General features: G+C 55.1%; 17 protein-coding genes. 3 read left to right on the top strand and 14 right to left on the bottom strand.

The window, feature by feature from the left end:
* Positions 1-41 precede the first annotated feature (41 nt).
* The gene (locus H6A25_RS08740; protein ID WP_204751705.1) at positions 42-1,223 is read left to right on the top strand and encodes a glycine C-acetyltransferase; all 1,182 of its coding nucleotides are present in this window, start codon (positions 42-44) and stop codon (positions 1,221-1,223) included.
* Between the two features lie 239 nt (positions 1,224-1,462).
* Here H6A25_RS08740 and H6A25_RS08735 read toward each other — a convergent pair whose 3' ends face one another.
* The 14 genes from H6A25_RS08735 to H6A25_RS08670 all read right to left on the bottom strand — a co-directional run bounded on the left by H6A25_RS08735 (position 1,463) and on the right by H6A25_RS08670 (position 12,985).
* Positions 1,463-1,903 (bottom strand): Hsp20/alpha crystallin family protein, encoded by a 441-nt coding sequence (locus H6A25_RS08735; RefSeq protein WP_204751703.1) that lies wholly within the window; start codon positions 1,901-1,903, stop codon positions 1,463-1,465.
* A gap of 190 nt (positions 1,904-2,093) precedes the next feature.
* Positions 2,094-2,903, bottom strand: a complete 810-nt coding sequence (locus tag H6A25_RS08730; RefSeq protein WP_243423300.1) for a PHP domain-containing protein — start codon at positions 2,901-2,903, stop codon at positions 2,094-2,096.
* 24 nt (positions 2,904-2,927) lie between these two features.
* Positions 2,928-3,671: a phosphonate C-P lyase system protein PhnL gene (phnL, locus tag H6A25_RS08725; protein ID WP_345941597.1), complete on the bottom strand. Its 744-nt coding sequence runs from the start codon at positions 3,669-3,671 to the stop codon at positions 2,928-2,930.
* On the bottom strand, positions 3,658-4,467 hold the full coding sequence (locus H6A25_RS08720) for an inositol monophosphatase family protein (protein WP_204751699.1): 810 nt from the start codon (positions 4,465-4,467) through the stop codon (positions 3,658-3,660). The genes phnL and H6A25_RS08720 overlap by 14 nt, the downstream gene beginning before the upstream one ends.
* Positions 4,460-5,683, bottom strand: coding sequence for an alpha-D-ribose 1-methylphosphonate 5-triphosphate diphosphatase (locus tag H6A25_RS08715; RefSeq protein ID WP_204751697.1), 1,224 nt, complete (start codon positions 5,681-5,683; stop codon positions 4,460-4,462). The genes H6A25_RS08720 and H6A25_RS08715 overlap by 8 nt, the downstream gene beginning before the upstream one ends.
* Positions 5,684-5,700: 17 nt before the next feature.
* Complete coding sequence (locus tag H6A25_RS08710) at positions 5,701-6,537, bottom strand: ATP-binding cassette domain-containing protein (protein WP_204751695.1); 837 nt, start codon at positions 6,535-6,537, stop codon at positions 5,701-5,703.
* Positions 6,530-7,420 (bottom strand): alpha-D-ribose 1-methylphosphonate 5-phosphate C-P-lyase PhnJ, encoded by an 891-nt coding sequence (locus tag H6A25_RS08705; RefSeq protein ID WP_430651170.1) that lies wholly within the window; start codon positions 7,418-7,420, stop codon positions 6,530-6,532. The genes H6A25_RS08710 and H6A25_RS08705 overlap by 8 nt, the downstream gene beginning before the upstream one ends.
* Positions 7,404-8,483: a carbon-phosphorus lyase complex subunit PhnI gene (locus H6A25_RS08700; RefSeq protein ID WP_204751693.1), complete on the bottom strand. Its 1,080-nt coding sequence runs from the start codon at positions 8,481-8,483 to the stop codon at positions 7,404-7,406. Before H6A25_RS08700 ends, H6A25_RS08705 begins: the two co-directional genes overlap by 17 nt.
* Position 8,484: 1 nt before the next feature.
* Positions 8,485-9,078, bottom strand: a complete 594-nt coding sequence (gene phnH, locus H6A25_RS08695; RefSeq protein ID WP_204751691.1) for a phosphonate C-P lyase system protein PhnH — start codon at positions 9,076-9,078, stop codon at positions 8,485-8,487.
* A gap of 15 nt (positions 9,079-9,093) precedes the next feature.
* On the bottom strand, positions 9,094-9,522 hold the full coding sequence (phnG, locus tag H6A25_RS08690; protein WP_204751689.1) for a phosphonate C-P lyase system protein PhnG: 429 nt from the start codon (positions 9,520-9,522) through the stop codon (positions 9,094-9,096).
* Between the two features lie 17 nt (positions 9,523-9,539).
* Positions 9,540-10,424 carry a PhnE/PtxC family ABC transporter permease gene (locus H6A25_RS08685; protein ID WP_204751687.1) on the bottom strand — a complete coding sequence of 295 codons (885 nt, stop codon included), beginning with the start codon at positions 10,422-10,424 and terminating at the stop codon, positions 9,540-9,542.
* On the bottom strand, positions 10,424-11,221 hold the full coding sequence (gene phnE, locus H6A25_RS08680) for a phosphonate ABC transporter, permease protein PhnE (RefSeq protein ID WP_204751685.1): 798 nt from the start codon (positions 11,219-11,221) through the stop codon (positions 10,424-10,426). The genes H6A25_RS08685 and phnE overlap by 1 nt, the downstream gene beginning before the upstream one ends.
* Positions 11,214-12,008 (bottom strand): phosphonate ABC transporter ATP-binding protein, encoded by a 795-nt coding sequence (gene phnC / locus H6A25_RS08675; protein ID WP_204751683.1) that lies wholly within the window; start codon positions 12,006-12,008, stop codon positions 11,214-11,216. The genes phnE and phnC overlap by 8 nt, the downstream gene beginning before the upstream one ends.
* Before the next feature lie 26 nt (positions 12,009-12,034).
* Positions 12,035-12,985 carry a phosphate/phosphite/phosphonate ABC transporter substrate-binding protein gene (locus H6A25_RS08670; RefSeq protein ID WP_204751681.1) on the bottom strand — a complete coding sequence of 317 codons (951 nt, stop codon included), beginning with the start codon at positions 12,983-12,985 and terminating at the stop codon, positions 12,035-12,037.
* A 174-nt stretch (positions 12,986-13,159) separates the two neighbouring features.
* Here H6A25_RS08670 and H6A25_RS08665 point away from each other — a divergent pair, with 174 nt between their 5' ends.
* Together H6A25_RS08665 and H6A25_RS08660 are read left to right on the top strand one after the other, a co-directional pair.
* Positions 13,160-13,864 (top strand): GntR family transcriptional regulator, encoded by a 705-nt coding sequence (locus H6A25_RS08665; protein WP_204751679.1) that lies wholly within the window; start codon positions 13,160-13,162, stop codon positions 13,862-13,864.
* Between the two features lie 30 nt (positions 13,865-13,894).
* Positions 13,895-14,710, top strand: coding sequence for a serine/threonine-protein kinase (locus tag H6A25_RS08660; RefSeq protein WP_204751677.1), 816 nt, complete (start codon positions 13,895-13,897; stop codon positions 14,708-14,710).
* The last annotated feature ends 28 nt before the right edge of the window (positions 14,711-14,738 follow it).

The following is a 14,738-nucleotide window of genomic DNA, read 5'->3' as shown; positions in this document are numbered from 1 at the left end:
GTTTCATCTGTTTTTATTATCAAAAGGAGGAAGCTCATATCATGAAAGAGGCATTGAAGATCTACGCCAAAGAGCTGGAAGGCATCCGGGAATCCGGTACCTATAAGGACGAACGCTTTATCACCACTCCTCAGAGCGCCCGCATCGACACCACCAAGGCTCACAATGTGGTGAATATGTGCGCCAACAACTATCTGGGTCTGTCCAACAATCCGGAAGTGATCCAGGCTGCCAAGGACAGCTACGACAAGTGGGGCTACGGCCTGTCCTCCGTCCGCTTCATCTGCGGCACACAGGAGCTGCACAAGGAGCTGGAAAGCAAGATCAGCAAGTTCCTGGGTATGGACGACACCATCCTCTATTCTTCCTGCTTCGACGCCAACGGCGGTCTGTTTGAGACTCTGCTCACCGCGGAAGATGCAGTCATCTCCGACGAGCTGAACCACGCCTCCATCATCGACGGCGTCCGTCTGTGCAAAGCCAAGAGACTGCGCTATAAGAACAACAACATGGAAGACCTGAAGGCCAAGCTGGAAGAGGCCAAAGACTGCCGCATCAAGCTGATTGCCACCGACGGTGTCTTCTCTATGGACGGCTTTATCGCCAACCTGAAGGGCATCTGTGACCTGGCCGATGAATACGGCGCTCTGGTTATGGTGGACGACAGCCACGCTGTGGGCTTCATGGGCGAGCACGGCAAGGGCACTCCCGAATACTGCGGCGTGATGGGCCGTGTGGACATCATCACCGGTACTCTGGGCAAGGCTCTGGGCGGCGCTTCCGGCGGCTACACCAGCGCCCGTCAGGAAATTGTCGATCTGCTGCGTCAGCGCAGCCGTCCCTATCTGTTCTCCAACACCCTGGCTCCGGCCATTGCCGCTGCCAGCTGCAAGGTGTTCGATATGCTCTCTGAATCCACCGCTCTGCGGGATAAGGTTCACGAGAACACCAAGTACTTCCGCGAGAAGATGGCGACTTTGGGCTTCGACATCCCCGAAGGCACCCATCCCATCGTGCCCGTCATGCTCTATGATGCCAAGGTTGCTCAGGAGTTTGCTTCCCGGATGCTGGAAAAGGGCGTCTATGTGGTGGGCTTCTGCTATCCTGTGGTTCCCCAGGGCAAGGCCCGTGTGCGCACCCAGATCTCTGCGGCTCACACCAAGGAAGACCTGGATTTCGCCATCCAGTGCTTCGCCGAAGTCAAGAAGGAAATGGGTCTTTAATCCATCCCTTTTGCAAAACAAATCCCCTGTTCCCGTGGGAACAGGGGATTTTTATCTATCAAAAAAGTGGCACAAGCCGCTTTTTTGAGTTTTTGCAAGGACCTGCGTGCAGCCGATCGACCGTTTTTCGCATTTTCAGTGGTCTAAAATTCCTTGCTCCTGCAGGAACAGGGGATATTTCTGCTTTTTCTGAATTAAAATGCCCCGGCCGTACGGTCGGGGCATTTTTCATCCAAAAGTTATTCGATGGCGATCTGTTTGCGGCCTTCGGGCAGCTGCATATCCCGCTTGGGGATGCGAATGCGAAGCACACCGCTTTCATAGGAACACTTCACTTCCTCCGGGCGGATATCGCCCACATAGAAGCTGCGGCTGCAGGAACCGGAATAGCGTTCCTGGCGGATATAGCGGCCCTTCTGGTCCTTCTCGTCCTGCTCACTGCTCTTGTTGGCCGTGACGGTGAGATAACCATCTTCCAGATGAGCCTGCACATTGTCCTTATCAAAGCCCGGCAGGTCGATGGCAATGCTGTACGCATCTTCCTCTTCCTTCACATCGGTCTTCATCAGGTTCTTGGCTCTCTTGCCATAGAGCGGATTCTGTGTGCTCCAAAAGTCGTTGTCAAAGGCGTTTCCAAAGAACTCATCAAACAAATTCTCACCAAAAATACTGGGCAACATAAATCATTCCTCCATTCGATACGATGTAAAGTCGTGCCCGTTGGGAGGTCTTATTCAGGCCTTCTTTTTTACTACACCTTTATTATAGTCCGTTTTTTAGCACTGTCAAGGTGAGAGTGCTAATATTCACAAACAGGTAAAACTCCATAGTAAAAAAGTTCACAAACCGCCCGAAGGCGGTTTTTCTCCATTATAACCATTCCGGCCAGGCCGCGATTCCCCACTCCCCCAGCTCTTCTCCCTCGCCAAAACATCCGTGGTAGTCGGAACCGCCGGTCACGGCCAGGCCATATTGTTGAGCCAGATCCAAGCATCGGTGGGTACATTCCGCATCATGTTTGGGATGATATGCCTCTATTCCGAAAAGGCCATGGTGAACCAGCTGGGGCAGAAGCTGAAAGTTCCCATACTGTCCCGGATGGGCCAGCACAGCCAAGCCGCCGCTGCACCGAATGGCCTCCAGAGCTTGAAAAGGGTCGGCCAATTTCACTTGAAGCGGCGCCAGCGGTGGAGCGCCATCGGACTGTTTTTTAAAAATGCTGCGATACAGTTCTCCATACATTTCCTGGCAAAGCCCTGCCTTGATCAGCACATCCATAATATACTGCTTGCACAGCTGACCTCCTGGGCCAGCATAAGCTTCCACCTGCTCCCGCTTTACCGGAAACCCCAGTCCTTCCAACACCAATGCGCTTTGGCGAACGGATTCATCCCGGGACCGGCGGAAAGGCTCGCAGAACCTTTCCAGCATCTCCCGGTTTTCCCTGGGGACTCCATAGGCCAAAAGATGCAGCGGCCGTCCATCTTCCTGCCGGCAGCTGATCTCCATCCCCCGGTGAAAAAGGATTCCGGCCGATTCTGCCGCTTCCTCTCCGCCGTCTTCCCCACCAAAGGTATCATGATCTGTGAGAATAATGCCGGAAAGTCCCTTTTCTCCGGCCATTTTCACCAGCTGGACAGCAGAACAGTCCCCGTCCGACCAATGGGAGTGAATATGCATATCGGTCACGATTTTTCACCCCGGTCAGTTTGCCGTCTCGTCCAAAAACTCTTCTCCATAATGGGCCGCATAATCCACCGGCACCAGCCGCTTTTCCTTCATCTCAAAGCGTTGATCCGCCAGGGTCCGGATGGCGATCTCATCATGGAACACCCCTACCATGGCAGCTCCTTCCTTTTTCAGCTCCAGAATCAGATCCATCACCCACTGTTTGCTCCGGGCATCCAGAGAGGCGGTGGGCTCATCCAAAAGCAGAAGCCGGGGCTTTGTAATCAGGGCATTGGCAATGTTGAGCCGCTGCTTTTCCCCGCCGCTGAAAGTGGCCGGATACATATCCCACAACTGAGGCGCAATGCCCACTGCTTCCAGATACCGCTGGGCTTTCCGCCGGGCCTGCTTACGATCCGCCCCCCGTCCGGTTTGGGTGCTGGTAAGAATATCCAATGCCGACACCCGTGGGATGACGCTGAAAAACTGGGATACATACCCGATCTCCCGATTGCGCAGCCGAATGATCTCCCAGGGCTCTGCGCTGGCCAGGTCGATCTGTTCTCCCTGTGCATCCCGATAGAGAACCCTGCCGCCAGTGGGAGTGTATGTACGGTAGATGCACTTGAGCAGGGAGGATTTCCCCGATCCGCTGGGACCGGTGATGGCTATCAGCTTACCCGGTTCCACAGAAAAAGAGATGTCCTCAAATCCCTGGATCTGGGCGTTGTTGCGAATGTGCATGACGAACTCTTTGGACAAATGTTCAATCTTTAACACAGAAAATACCTCCTCTGTCTCGGTTCATCCCTTCCATCAGCCGGGACGGCAGCCATAACTGGCATTCCTCCCACAGTGTCCGGGTGGGATAGGCCGCTACAAAATAACTTTTGTCTCCCATGGGAAACACCGTGACTCCCCATCCCCGGCTGTGAAGCACCGGTACAGCTGCGGCAAAGTCCCAGGGTTTCAAGTGGGTGTGAAGATAAAGGGCGCTTTCCTCTTCCGGCAGAGAACACATTTCCAAAGAAGCGCATCCGAAATAGCGTACGCCCCGAAACTGACGGGGAAGCGCCAAAGGATCGCAGCCCATTGCCGCCAGGTTCTCCATGGTCTTATACCCCAAATGAAGCAGGCTCCGGCGGCACTGGCCCGCTTCGCCCCTGGGCAAGGATACCGGTTTTTCCAGCCCCTCATAGACCCGGCCCTGCTCCACATCCAGCACCAGGCCGCCATAGGGTTTGTCTCCATGGTAAAGGCCCAGGGAGATGGCATACAGCCTGCCCAAATGAATGAAATTGGTCGTTCCATCAATGGGGTCCAGCACCCACAGCCACGGACTTTCTCCCTTTTTTTCCGCTCCTTCCTCCCCCAGGATCCCATGGGACGGAAATCGCTTTTGCAACTGCCCGCAAATAAAATCCTGAGCCCATCGGTCATTGGGTGTGACCACATCGTCATACCCGGTTTTTTCTTCCACCTCTCCCAGGCTTTCCAATCGGCGGCGCATTAGCTCCCGCCCACATTCCAGCAAAATTCCCCGGGCAAACAGAAGCGCCTTTCTCCCATCAGTCATAACGGGTGCCGTCCTCCCGGATAAAATCGTTGCGGTAACACAGGTTGGATACCATCTGGCCGTTGATGAATACCTGCAAAATCACCGGCAGACCGTCCTTTTTTCCCACCACCAGCAGATCGCCGCATTTGCCTTCTTCGATACTGCCGGTCCATTGGCCGATGCCCACGGCCCGGGCCGGGTTGCGGGAAGTCATGTTCACCGCCTGGGGAAGGGTAAGCATCCCTTCTTCCCACAAGCGGAACACTGCATGCAGCAGAGCCGGCGGGAAATAATCGGAAACCAGAATATCGGCGCATCCCTCCCGGATGGCCTCCCGGGCCGAGAGGTTATTGGAGTGGGAACGGCCCATGAGCACATTGGTAGCCCCCACCACCACCTGCATCCCTTTTTCTCTGGCTGCCCGGGCCACATTCAGCTCCACAGGAAACTCGCAGATTCCCGCATGAAGGGAAGAAGTGACATATTCCAATTTTTCCAGGCTATCATCGTCATGGGAGGCGATGGCAATCCCTTTTTCTGCCGCCAGATCGGCGGCTTCTTCCAGCTGCTGGGCTGTGAGCTTGGCCCGCTCCATTCTCTGGCGAAGGATCCGCTCCTTTTCCTCATCGCTTTGATCCTGGGCCATCACCCGCTGCTTGAAAAATTCCAGATCCCGGTATTGGCCCTGGCCGGGAGTGTGATCGGTGAAGGAAAGCAGCTGCATATCTCCCCGGCGGATGAACTCCAGCAGCAAAGGGTAGCAGTCCAGATTGGTGATGTCATAGCGGCAATGGAACCGGTGGCGGATCAAATGGTCGCCTTCGTGGAAGCGGCGAATCAGTCCGGCCAGCTTGGTGAGATTTTCCGGCGTGCGCAGACTGGAACGGTTGACCCGCACATTGCCATTTGTCATGCTGAGAGAATGAAACATGGTGGTAATGCCCTGATTCACCAGTTGTTTTTCCTGTTCCCGCATGGCCAGTTCAAAATCAATCATGCTCTGGGGCCGGGGCTGGATCACCGTTTCGATGTTGTCCGAGTGAATATCAATGAATCCGGGGAAAAGGAAATTTCCCTGAACATCCAGCGTTCTGACTCCGGGATACCGGTCCTCCCACTGCCCTTTGGGACAGATCTCCCGGATCAGGTTTCCCTCCAGCACAACAGCGCCCTGGGAAAGCACCTTGTCCGGCAAAACCACTTCCCCATTGTGTATGATAAAAATCTCTTCCATGGTTCCTCCTTGACATGCTAAAGCAGCGAGCTGACCAATGTCTGTGTGTATTCGTGAATGGGATCTTCCAGAATCTGATCGGTAAGGCCTTCTTCCACCACCCGGCCGCCCAACATGACCATGGTCCGGTCGGCCATCATGCGGATCACCGCCAGATCGTGGCTGACCACCATCATGGCAATGCCCAGTTCTTTTTGAATGGATCGGATCAGATCCAGCACCTTGGCCTGTACGCTGAGATCCAACCCGGTGGTCACCTCATCCAGAAAGAGAATCGGCGGATTGTTGGCTGTGGCCTTGGAGATCTGCACTCTTTGCTGCATCCCGCCGGAAAAAACAGCGGGAGCCTCCTTCATCCGCTCCACCGGGATCTCCACATGACGCAGCAGCTGCTGACTGCGGCCGATCATCTCTCCTGCGTTGCGGTTTCCGGCGGCAATGAGCTTTTCGGCCACATTGGCCCCGGATGACAAGCCCATGCGCAATCCCAGCATGGGGTTCTGGTAGACCATGCCCATCAGATGGTTGCGCAAATACCGTTTCTGCTGGCTGCTGGCCTGGAGAATATTGGTCTTTCCCTGGTGATACAGGGAGATGTGGGCCTCGCCGCTTGTGGCCGGGCGATCAAAATAAAGGGCCCTCAAAAGGGTGCTTTTGCCGCTTCCCGATTCTCCCACGATCCCCAGGATCTCTCCGGGGAAGAGCTGAAAGCTCACATCCCGCACCGCCCAAATGGTATGGCATTTGGGGCACCGGCCCCGCTCAATCTCCGGATGACTGCGGCAGTAATCGCATCCCTCTCCGAAACGCACCGTGATGTGATTTCCTTCCAATACCGGCGTTCTGTTATCCATGGTTCGGCCCCTTTCCCTGGCATTCCGCCTGCTCCTGCTGCTGCCGGCGCTTCTGACAGTAGCCGGTGTCGGAACACTGATAATATGTCTCCCCTGTTTTTTCATCCACCAGTTCGTCAAAATATACATTTTCGGCCCCGCACAACCGGCATTTCCGGCCGCTCATATCCTCCTGGCGGAAGGGATGGTCTTCAAAAGCCAGAGATACCACATCGGTATGGGGTGGCACAGCGTAAATCTTCTTTTCCCGCCCGGCTCCGAACAGATAGAGACACTGGGCCTGGTGGAGCTTGGGGTTGTCATACCGGGGAATGGGGCTGGGACTCATCACATACCGCCCATCCACCAGCACCGGATGGGAAGCGCCCAGAAATGGAGATCCCCGGGTGAGAAGGGCTTCAAACAGATTCACCCAGATACCGGTATATTCCCCATCGGCATGCAGCTGACGGGTCACCTCTTCGTGAGGATCCACCCGCCGCAAAGGTTCCGGCTGGGGCACCTGCAACACCAGCACCTGATCCTCCCGCAAAGGCTCTTCGGGGATCCGGTGGCGGGACTGGATGATATCGGCTTTCTGGGTGTCGGTGGTGGTTTCCACTCCGGTGGTATGGCAGATCAGCCGCTTGATGCTGACTGCATTGACGCTGTCATCATTGCCCTGATCAATGACCTTCAGGGTATCCTCCGGCCCGATGATGGACATCGTCAGCTGAATCCCCCCAGTGCCCCAGCCCCGGCCGATGGGAAGCTCCCGGGAGCCGAAGGGCACCTGATAACCGGGAATGCCGATGGCATGCAGGATGGATCGGCGGATCTCCCGTTTGGACCCCTCGTCCAAAAAAGCGAAGTTATAATCCTCCCTGTCATTTTTCCTCATCATGACCCATGCTCCTTTTTTGATTTCTCAGGCCATCCAGTTTGGACTGGAAGGTGACATAGTGGGGAAGCTTCAAATGGGAAATGAATCCATTCATTTCCAGACAATCTCCATGAAGCAGCACAAACTCCATATCGCTGGTAGGTCCGGTATCTTTCAATGTGAGCGCATGATCCAGCACGGCCATGGCAATAGCCTTGGTATCATTGCGCCCCATGACGCAGCCATACCCCACTCCGATGCCGCTGCTTCCGGGACGGCTTCCCATAAGCCCTTCCACCTCGGTGATATCCACTGCCCCCACATAGATCCGTTCTCCTTCTTCCACCGGAGAATCCACCTCAATATCCAGCCAGCCATACCGCAGCTCTCCAATGGTGGGGTGGGACATACCGAATCCCCGGATATCGCTGTATGCCAGGCCGCTGACAAAACCGGTGTCGGCCCGGGTGAGCGTCTGTAAAATGGCGCTGCGGGGAGCGGGTAGGGGAAGTTTTTCCATGGTGATATCACAGGGCTCGCTGGTATCTTCCTCCACCTGTTCCAAAAGCCCTTCCTGACGGAGAAGATCCAGCACCCGGGGCGCTTGATCGGAAAGGGCCTGAGTCTCTTCGGTTTCTGCCCGGAACTGTTCCTTCCAGCTTTGCACTTCTTCTTCGTTTTCCTGTTCCAGGCTGAAATCCAGAAGGCGATGGACATAATCATAGGTGGCCCCCAGCTGCTGTCCGCCTGGAATGTCCTTGAAAGCTGAACTGATCCGGCGGCGGAGATGCATCTGGCTTCCATCCACCGTACAGGAAGTGTAATTTCGCTGCAAGGTGCTCCGATATGCCCGCAGAAGAAAAACCGCCTCTTCCGGACTTCCTTCGCACTGCTTCAGTGCCAAAGCGGCGTAATCCGGTGCGTACAGTCCCGCTTCCGACATAATCCGATCGATCAGAAGTCCCATCCGGTCCCGCAGGGCCGTCAGATCCACCGGCACATCGCCCCGGGAGCGGTAATCACGAAGCAGCTCAATGGAGGCGTCGATGGCCTCCTGGCCGCCTGTCACTGCAACATATCCCATGCTATTTTTCCTCCCATTTCACTTTCCGGGGCACGGCCATCAACTCCCCCTCCGGTGTGAGAAAATAGATCTCCACACCGCAAGGAAACTCGATCTCCATTTCCTGACGGATTTTCAGCCACCTGGTCCCCGTCTGAGGCAGATGGATGGAAATCCGCCCCTTTACCCCAGGGCCGGTGAGCATGCTTTCTTCCCCATCCTGCAAAGAAGGAATGCCCACAAACAGCGCAGCACTTTTGTGGGGTTCCGGCAAAGTCCCCTTCTTGGCCTTTTCCAGGATTTCTTCCACCTGATCATTTTCCATGTCCTGGCTGTCCGGCAGAAAGATATAGTCGGCTTCTTCCAAGGCCGCCGGCCGTCCATAGGTCATTTGGCGAAGCTCTTCTTCCAAAGAGTGGTTCCTGATGACGGCAAAAGTACAGCTATGGTCCACAAGGGTCAAAGCAGCGGCCGCCATAACCCCCTGGGGGTGCTCCAGGTTTTGTCCTTCCCGGGCAATGGAGCGGATCTTTCCCGGCATGGCCAGGGCATCCATCAACTGTTTAAAGACCTTCTGGCAATCGAACACCAGGTCAAATCGGTCCGATGTGATCATAAGTCCTTCCTCCTGTCAATAGGAAACATCCAGGGTCTCAAACTGGACTTTTGAGCGGGCGTGACGGGCAATGTCCTGCTGCTGCTCTTTTTCCAGTTCCTGCTTCCGCTGCTCCAGTGCCCTGAGCACCGGCTCCTTTTCCGGCAGATCGGTTTTCCGCAGCGCATCCACCACAGCAGCCGCCATGACCTTTTGGGTGTCGTCGCCCATCATCAATGCGAATCCCTTTTTCCCTTCCAGCTCCACCATGGCTTCACAAGCCAACATTTCTCCCAGATAAAACTGAGCTTTGGCCACTGTTTCCCGCATTCTGATCATCACCAGGGTTTTGGCCGGTTTGCGCAGCACCCGCACCGGATATTTGTCCATCACCGGCCTGGCCAGATCCACCACCCACGGGCCGGAGCTTTGACAAAGAACCTTGGAATAATTGTGACTTTCCATCATTCTCCCCTTTTCTGCTATCCGATTCTGGCTTTTTTCTCTTTGACAAAGGTAAAGAGCATCTCCATGGCGTAGGTGAACAGCAGCACCATGCCGATGGCCACAATGGCCTGGCCATAAGCATAGCGGCCAAAACTGTTGGAGATCACATAGCCAATACCCCCGGCTCCCACTGTGCCCAACACCGAAGAAGCTTCAAAATTGCTTTCAAAGCTGATGGAGGTCCAGGCGATCACTCCGGTAAGGGCCGAAGGCAGCACAGCACTGAAAAAGATCTTCACACGGCCTGCACCCATGGCCTGAAGAGCCTCCAAGGTTTCCTGGGGCACTTCCTCAAAGCACTGGGCAAAGGAGCGGGCAAAAAAGGATGTGCTGAAAATGCAGATGCCGATGATGCCGGCGTCCGGACCAAACCCAACGCAGACCAGCACCAAAAGCACCCAGATGATGGAAGGAATGGCCCGCAGGAAAGTCATGGCCGCAGAAAGCAGTGTGGAAATCCACCGCATCGGTGTGAGATTTTTGGCCAGAAACACCGCCAGCACCATACCGCCCAGCATGCTGTACACCGTGGAGAGAATGGCCACGGCCACCGATTCCAAAAGAGAAGTGAAAGTGATGTCCACCTGGCTGAAATCCAGTTCCGCCAGTTTGCCGATGGCCGTGGGAATCTCTCCCACTCCCTGAATGAGCTGCTCCATATCCAGCTTCATGCCCACAAGAGCCAGCACGCCCAAAATCGCAAAGGCCAGCAAAAACAAATGCAAGGTCCGATCCCGGCTGGGATCCTTTGTGCGGATACGCCCTCTGCCGTCCCGCAGCAGATCTTCCTGCCTGGTTTTCCCTTGGCTGCTTCCGGTGGCCAGCATCTTGGCCGGAGCAGTTGTAGCGATGCTGTTCATCAGGCCAGTACCTTCTTTCTCAGGAAATTGGTAAGCATATCCACCAAAATAACAATGGCAGCAATGAGCAAAATCACGCCGATGGCGGAATGATAGCGAAATTGTTTGATATATCCCATCATCACAAGACCGATGCCTCCTCCTCCCACTGCGCCCACCAAAGTGGACGAGCGAATGTTGACTTCCAAAGAATAAAGCAGCCAGGACAGAAATCCGGGCAGACAAGCCGGCACGATCACCTGGGTGATGGTGGTCAGCCGTCCGGCCCCCACCGCTTCCATGGCCTCCAGACTTTCATTCCCCACCTCATCGATGGTCTCGATAAAGGAACGGATGAGAAAACCGCAGGTGGTGATCAGCAGGGCCAGCACGCCCACCAGATTGCCGATGCCAAAAGACATGATGAGCAGAAATGTCCAGATCATGCTGGGGATATTCCGCTGCACCGAAGCCACCAGACGGACGATCTTCTTCAGTGGCGGCCAGGGCGCTGTGGTATTGGAGCCCAGAAATGCCAGAACCAGGGAACACACCGATGCCACCAGGCTGGCTCCCACTGCCATGCAGATGGTTTGCAGCACTCCTTCGCCAATGGTCTTCCAGTCGGCGATCTTGGGCGGAAGGATATCCTGGAAAATAAAATCCCAGAAGTTTTCCATATTCAGCAGAAAATCAAGGGGGTTATACCCTGTGGACAGGGTGGATATCACAAAAAGCAGTCCCACTCCCAACGCCAGCAGGAGAGTCATGATCTTTTCTCGCCGGGGAATCAGCGGAATGGTTGTGTGCCTATTCATTGACCGCTTTTCCCCCTTCCATGTTCACTGTCAACTGGCTGAGCGGCGCATCATAAATGGTCTCGATCATCTGGTCGGTGAGTTTTTCCGGCACATCATCGAACACCACCCGTCCTTGATGGATTCCAACGATCCGGTCTGCATAGGTGCGGGCCACATCCACCTGATGAAGATTGACAATACAGGCGATCTGCTTTTTGTGGGCCATCTGCTGGATCTGATCCATGATTACCTTGGAGGAATTGGGGTCCAAAGACGCAATGGGTTCATCGCACAACAGCAGAACAGGATCCTGCATCAGTGCCCGGGCAATCCCCACCCGTTGCTTCTGGCCGCCGGAAAGCTCCCCGGCCCGCTTGTAAAGCATTCCCCTCAGCCCTACCATTTCCAGAATTTCCAAAGCCTTCTTCTTATCCTCTTCGCTGTAACGCCCCAGCACCGCATCGGGGGTGGATAGATATCCCAGCCTCCCATGAAGCACATTCTGAAACACCGAAAGACGATAAACCAGATTGAAACTTTGGAAGATCATGCCGATCTGCCGCCGCAAAGGCTTGAGCTGACTTTCTCTGTGAAGAGCGGCCATATCCTGCCCCTGAAAAAGGATCTCTCCCTCTGTGGGCTGGATCATCCGGTTGATGCAGCGAAGGACGGTGGATTTTCCCGCCCCGGAGGGGCCGATGATCACCACCAGCTCCCCCCGGGCCACATCAAAGCTTACATTCTCCACCGCTCGGGTGGATCCGTAATATTTTTTCAGGCCGCGTATACTCAGCACCTGTTCCATTTGCCTTTTCCTTTCTGCCCGATCCATCAATCGCTCAGCCCATACTCTTCCTTCAGCTCGGCCAGGTAATCGTAGGTGCTGTCTTCCACTTCCACATACCGCTTATCCGGCTCGCCCAAAGCGGTAAAATACTCTTCGCTGTAATCCAGCAGAAAATCCCGGACCTTGTCTTTCAGTTCCTGGGGCAGGTCTTTCTGCACAGCGATGGGGCTGCCGGGAATCAGAGGGGAGGTATGGATGATCTTCACATCTTCCTCGTTGAAATTCCCCTCTTCCAGCTGATTCTGATAGGTGCTGGAGGACACGGCGGCCGCATCCACATTTCCCTGTACCACAGCCTGAAGAGAGGCGGCGTGGTTGCCGGCATACATAGCCGATTTGAAGAATTTTCCGTCGGTGTGCAGATCGTCAAAGGACAGCTCGTCATCGCCCACCTCATTCAGAATCTCATCGGAAGGCACTACATTGCCGCTGGTGGACTCCGGGTCTACAAAGGCAAAGGTCTTTCCCTCCAGGTCTTTTACGCTGTCGATATCGCTGTCCGCCGCTGCGATGATATGGGAATAGTAGCCAATTTCACCATTGGTGGCTGTGGTCACCAGGCATTCAGCGCCAGACCGTTCCCGGGCCGTCACATAGGAGAAGGGCCCCAGCAGGGCCAGCTGCGCATGGCCGGTGCGCATGGCTTCCACTGCGGCGCTGTAATCGGTGGCCCGGTAAGTGGTCACCGGAATACCAATGGCCTTGCTCATCTCTTCCGCCATATCATCCCGCAGCTGCACGGATTTTTCCGTGTCTTCGCCAGGAATCAGCACCATCACCATTTCTTCCAGGCCATAATCGGCAGTCTGCTCCGTACCACTGCCGCCGGATACCGTTTCCTGCTCCCCTTCCTTGCTGTCCTGGGTGCATCCGGTAAGCACGGCGCAGGTCATGGCCGCCATGAGCAAAGCAGCTGTCATTCGTTTCACTTTCATTTTGTGAATCCTCCTTCGATTCCTTTGCTTGTCTGCCAGGGTCTTGCTGACAGGGCCATCCTAAATTCCTTTTGTAAAGGCGCCAAGTGGATTTGGTCAAAGTTCATCCCAGCCCATTGCACTCTCTCCAGCACCCTTCTATAATGGGTTTGCACCGAAGAGGGAGGAGCCTTTATGAAAGAAAAACCTTGGGAAAGCATTGCGGAAAAGCTGATGCAGGATATCAGAAGCGGAAAACTCCCCCCGGGAGAAAAAATGCCCAGCCAGAACCAACTGGCCGGACACTTTGGCCTGCCACGCACCCATATCCGCAAAGCCTATGAGCAGCTGGAAGAGCTGGGCTATCTGTCTTCCCACCAGGGAAAAGGAACCTTTGCCGCTCTTCCTCCCCCCATGATTCCCCTGGCCATGGAACTGTCCGGCTTTGCCCAGGAAATGGCCCAGCAGGGTCTGCAATGCGAAAATCGGGTGGTGCAGAGAAAATGGCTGCATTACAAGCCCCAGCTTTTCCAGACATTGGGGGCTTCTTCTCAGGACAAAGTCCTGAAAATAAGCCGTTTGCGAATGGTGGAGGGCATTCCGGCCGCCCTGCACACCAGCTATCTTTCTGCCGCCCGGTTTCCTCATCTGGAAGCAGATGAAAAAAACATCCAGTCGGTCAGCCAGTATCTCCGTGCTCAGGGCTATGAACACTGCCAGGCGTCCCAGCGTTGTCTGGCCATGCTGGTGCCCACCAAAAAGGAGCGGAAACTGTTGGACATTTCCGGCTGTTCACCCGCCCTGGTCCTCACCTCCAAAACCCTCTCTTCCCCAGATGGTGAAGTCCTGGAAGTGCTGCGCATTGTCTACCGGGGCGACCGTTTTGTTTTGCAGCTTTGATTTTTCACTTTGCCGAAAGGAGAATGTTTCATGATCATACAGCAGGCCGGCAGCCTTTCTTTTTCCCTTCAGAAGCCCTTTGATTTTTCCTTTCTCCATTGCTATGGCCAGCCCTTCCAGGTCTTTGACCAGCAGGATTCCGGCTATATGGGCTTTGGTCTGGAACACGGCGGCCGCCGCTATTTTCTCAAATTGGCCGGTGCTTTACCTTGCCGCAGCAAAGTCCCGCCTCAGCAAGCCATCACCCGCCTGGAGCAGGCCGCGGAACTCTACCGGAATCTGGCCCACCCCAACCTGATCCCCCTTCTCGACGCCCGTCCTGTGCCCCAGGGCTTTGCACTGCTTTTTCCCTGGGTGGAAGGGCTTTGTATGGGCAAACAATACCCCACCCGGGAAGCATTTTTGTCCTTGCCCCTTCCTGTGCGGCAGCGGATCTTTGAGGAGATCCTGGACTTCCACCATCTTGCAGGGAGACTGGGGTATCTGGCTGTGGATTTCTACGATGCCTCCATTCTCTACGACCCGAAAAAGGGAAAAACATTGATCTGCGACATCGATGAATACCAACAGGAACCCTACTGTAACCCCGTGGGCCGGATGCCCGGCTCCACCCGCTTTATGGCCCCGGAGGAATTTCTCACCGGTGAACCCATCGATCAGCGCACCAATGTATACCGTATGGGAGCCACCGCCTTTGCTCTGTTTGGAAAAAACGGTTCCCGGCAGCGCCGGGACTGGCCGTTGTCTTCCAGCCGCTTTCAGGCCGCCCGGCAAGCCACCCTGGAAGAACCTGCTTTGCGTCAGTCCTCCCTGTCGGAATTTCTCCGGCAATGGCAGCAGGGATAAAAAAGCTCCGAAAACCATTCAAAGGTTT

This window comes from Intestinimonas butyriciproducens (assembly GCF_016901775.1).
In the GTDB taxonomy this organism is placed as follows: Bacteria; Bacillota; Clostridia; order Oscillospirales; family Butyricicoccaceae; genus Pseudobutyricicoccus.
This window is presented reverse-complemented; position numbering and strand designations above follow the sequence as displayed.

Bases quoted from the DNA above. Each gene is read 5' to 3' on its own strand.
- H6A25_RS08665 (WP_204751679.1), top strand. From the start codon at position 13,160: ATGAAAGAAAAACCTTGGGAAAGCATTGCGGAAAAGCTGATGCAGGAT.
- phnG (WP_204751689.1), bottom strand. From the start codon at position 9,522: ATGGAAAGTCACAATTATTCCAAGGTTCTTTGTCAAAGCTCCGGCCCG.
- H6A25_RS08740 (WP_204751705.1), top strand. From the start codon at position 42: ATGAAAGAGGCATTGAAGATCTACGCCAAAGAGCTGGAAGGCATCCGG.
- H6A25_RS08660 (WP_204751677.1), top strand. From the start codon at position 13,895: ATGATCATACAGCAGGCCGGCAGCCTTTCTTTTTCCCTTCAGAAGCCC.
- H6A25_RS08670 (WP_204751681.1), bottom strand. From the start codon at position 12,985: ATGAAAGTGAAACGAATGACAGCTGCTTTGCTCATGGCGGCCATGACC.
- H6A25_RS08700 (WP_204751693.1), bottom strand. From the start codon at position 8,483: ATGGGATATGTTGCAGTGACAGGCGGCCAGGAGGCCATCGACGCCTCC.
- phnC (WP_204751683.1), bottom strand. From the start codon at position 12,008: ATGGAACAGGTGCTGAGTATACGCGGCCTGAAAAAATATTACGGATCC.
- H6A25_RS08720 (WP_204751699.1), bottom strand. From the start codon at position 4,467: ATGACTGATGGGAGAAAGGCGCTTCTGTTTGCCCGGGGAATTTTGCTG.
- H6A25_RS08715 (WP_204751697.1), bottom strand. From the start codon at position 5,683: ATGGAAGAGATTTTTATCATACACAATGGGGAAGTGGTTTTGCCGGAC.
- H6A25_RS08705 (WP_430651170.1), bottom strand. From the start codon at position 7,420: ATGATGAGGAAAAATGACAGGGAGGATTATAACTTCGCTTTTTTGGAC.
- phnH (WP_204751691.1), bottom strand. From the start codon at position 9,078: ATGATCACATCGGACCGATTTGACCTGGTGTTCGATTGCCAGAAGGTC.
- H6A25_RS08685 (WP_204751687.1), bottom strand. From the start codon at position 10,424: ATGAACAGCATCGCTACAACTGCTCCGGCCAAGATGCTGGCCACCGGA.
- H6A25_RS08710 (WP_204751695.1), bottom strand. From the start codon at position 6,537: ATGGATAACAGAACGCCGGTATTGGAAGGAAATCACATCACGGTGCGT.
- phnE (WP_204751685.1), bottom strand. From the start codon at position 11,221: ATGAATAGGCACACAACCATTCCGCTGATTCCCCGGCGAGAAAAGATC.
- H6A25_RS08735 (WP_204751703.1), bottom strand. From the start codon at position 1,903: ATGTTGCCCAGTATTTTTGGTGAGAATTTGTTTGATGAGTTCTTTGGA.
- H6A25_RS08730 (WP_243423300.1), bottom strand. From the start codon at position 2,903: ATGCATATTCACTCCCATTGGTCGGACGGGGACTGTTCTGCTGTCCAG.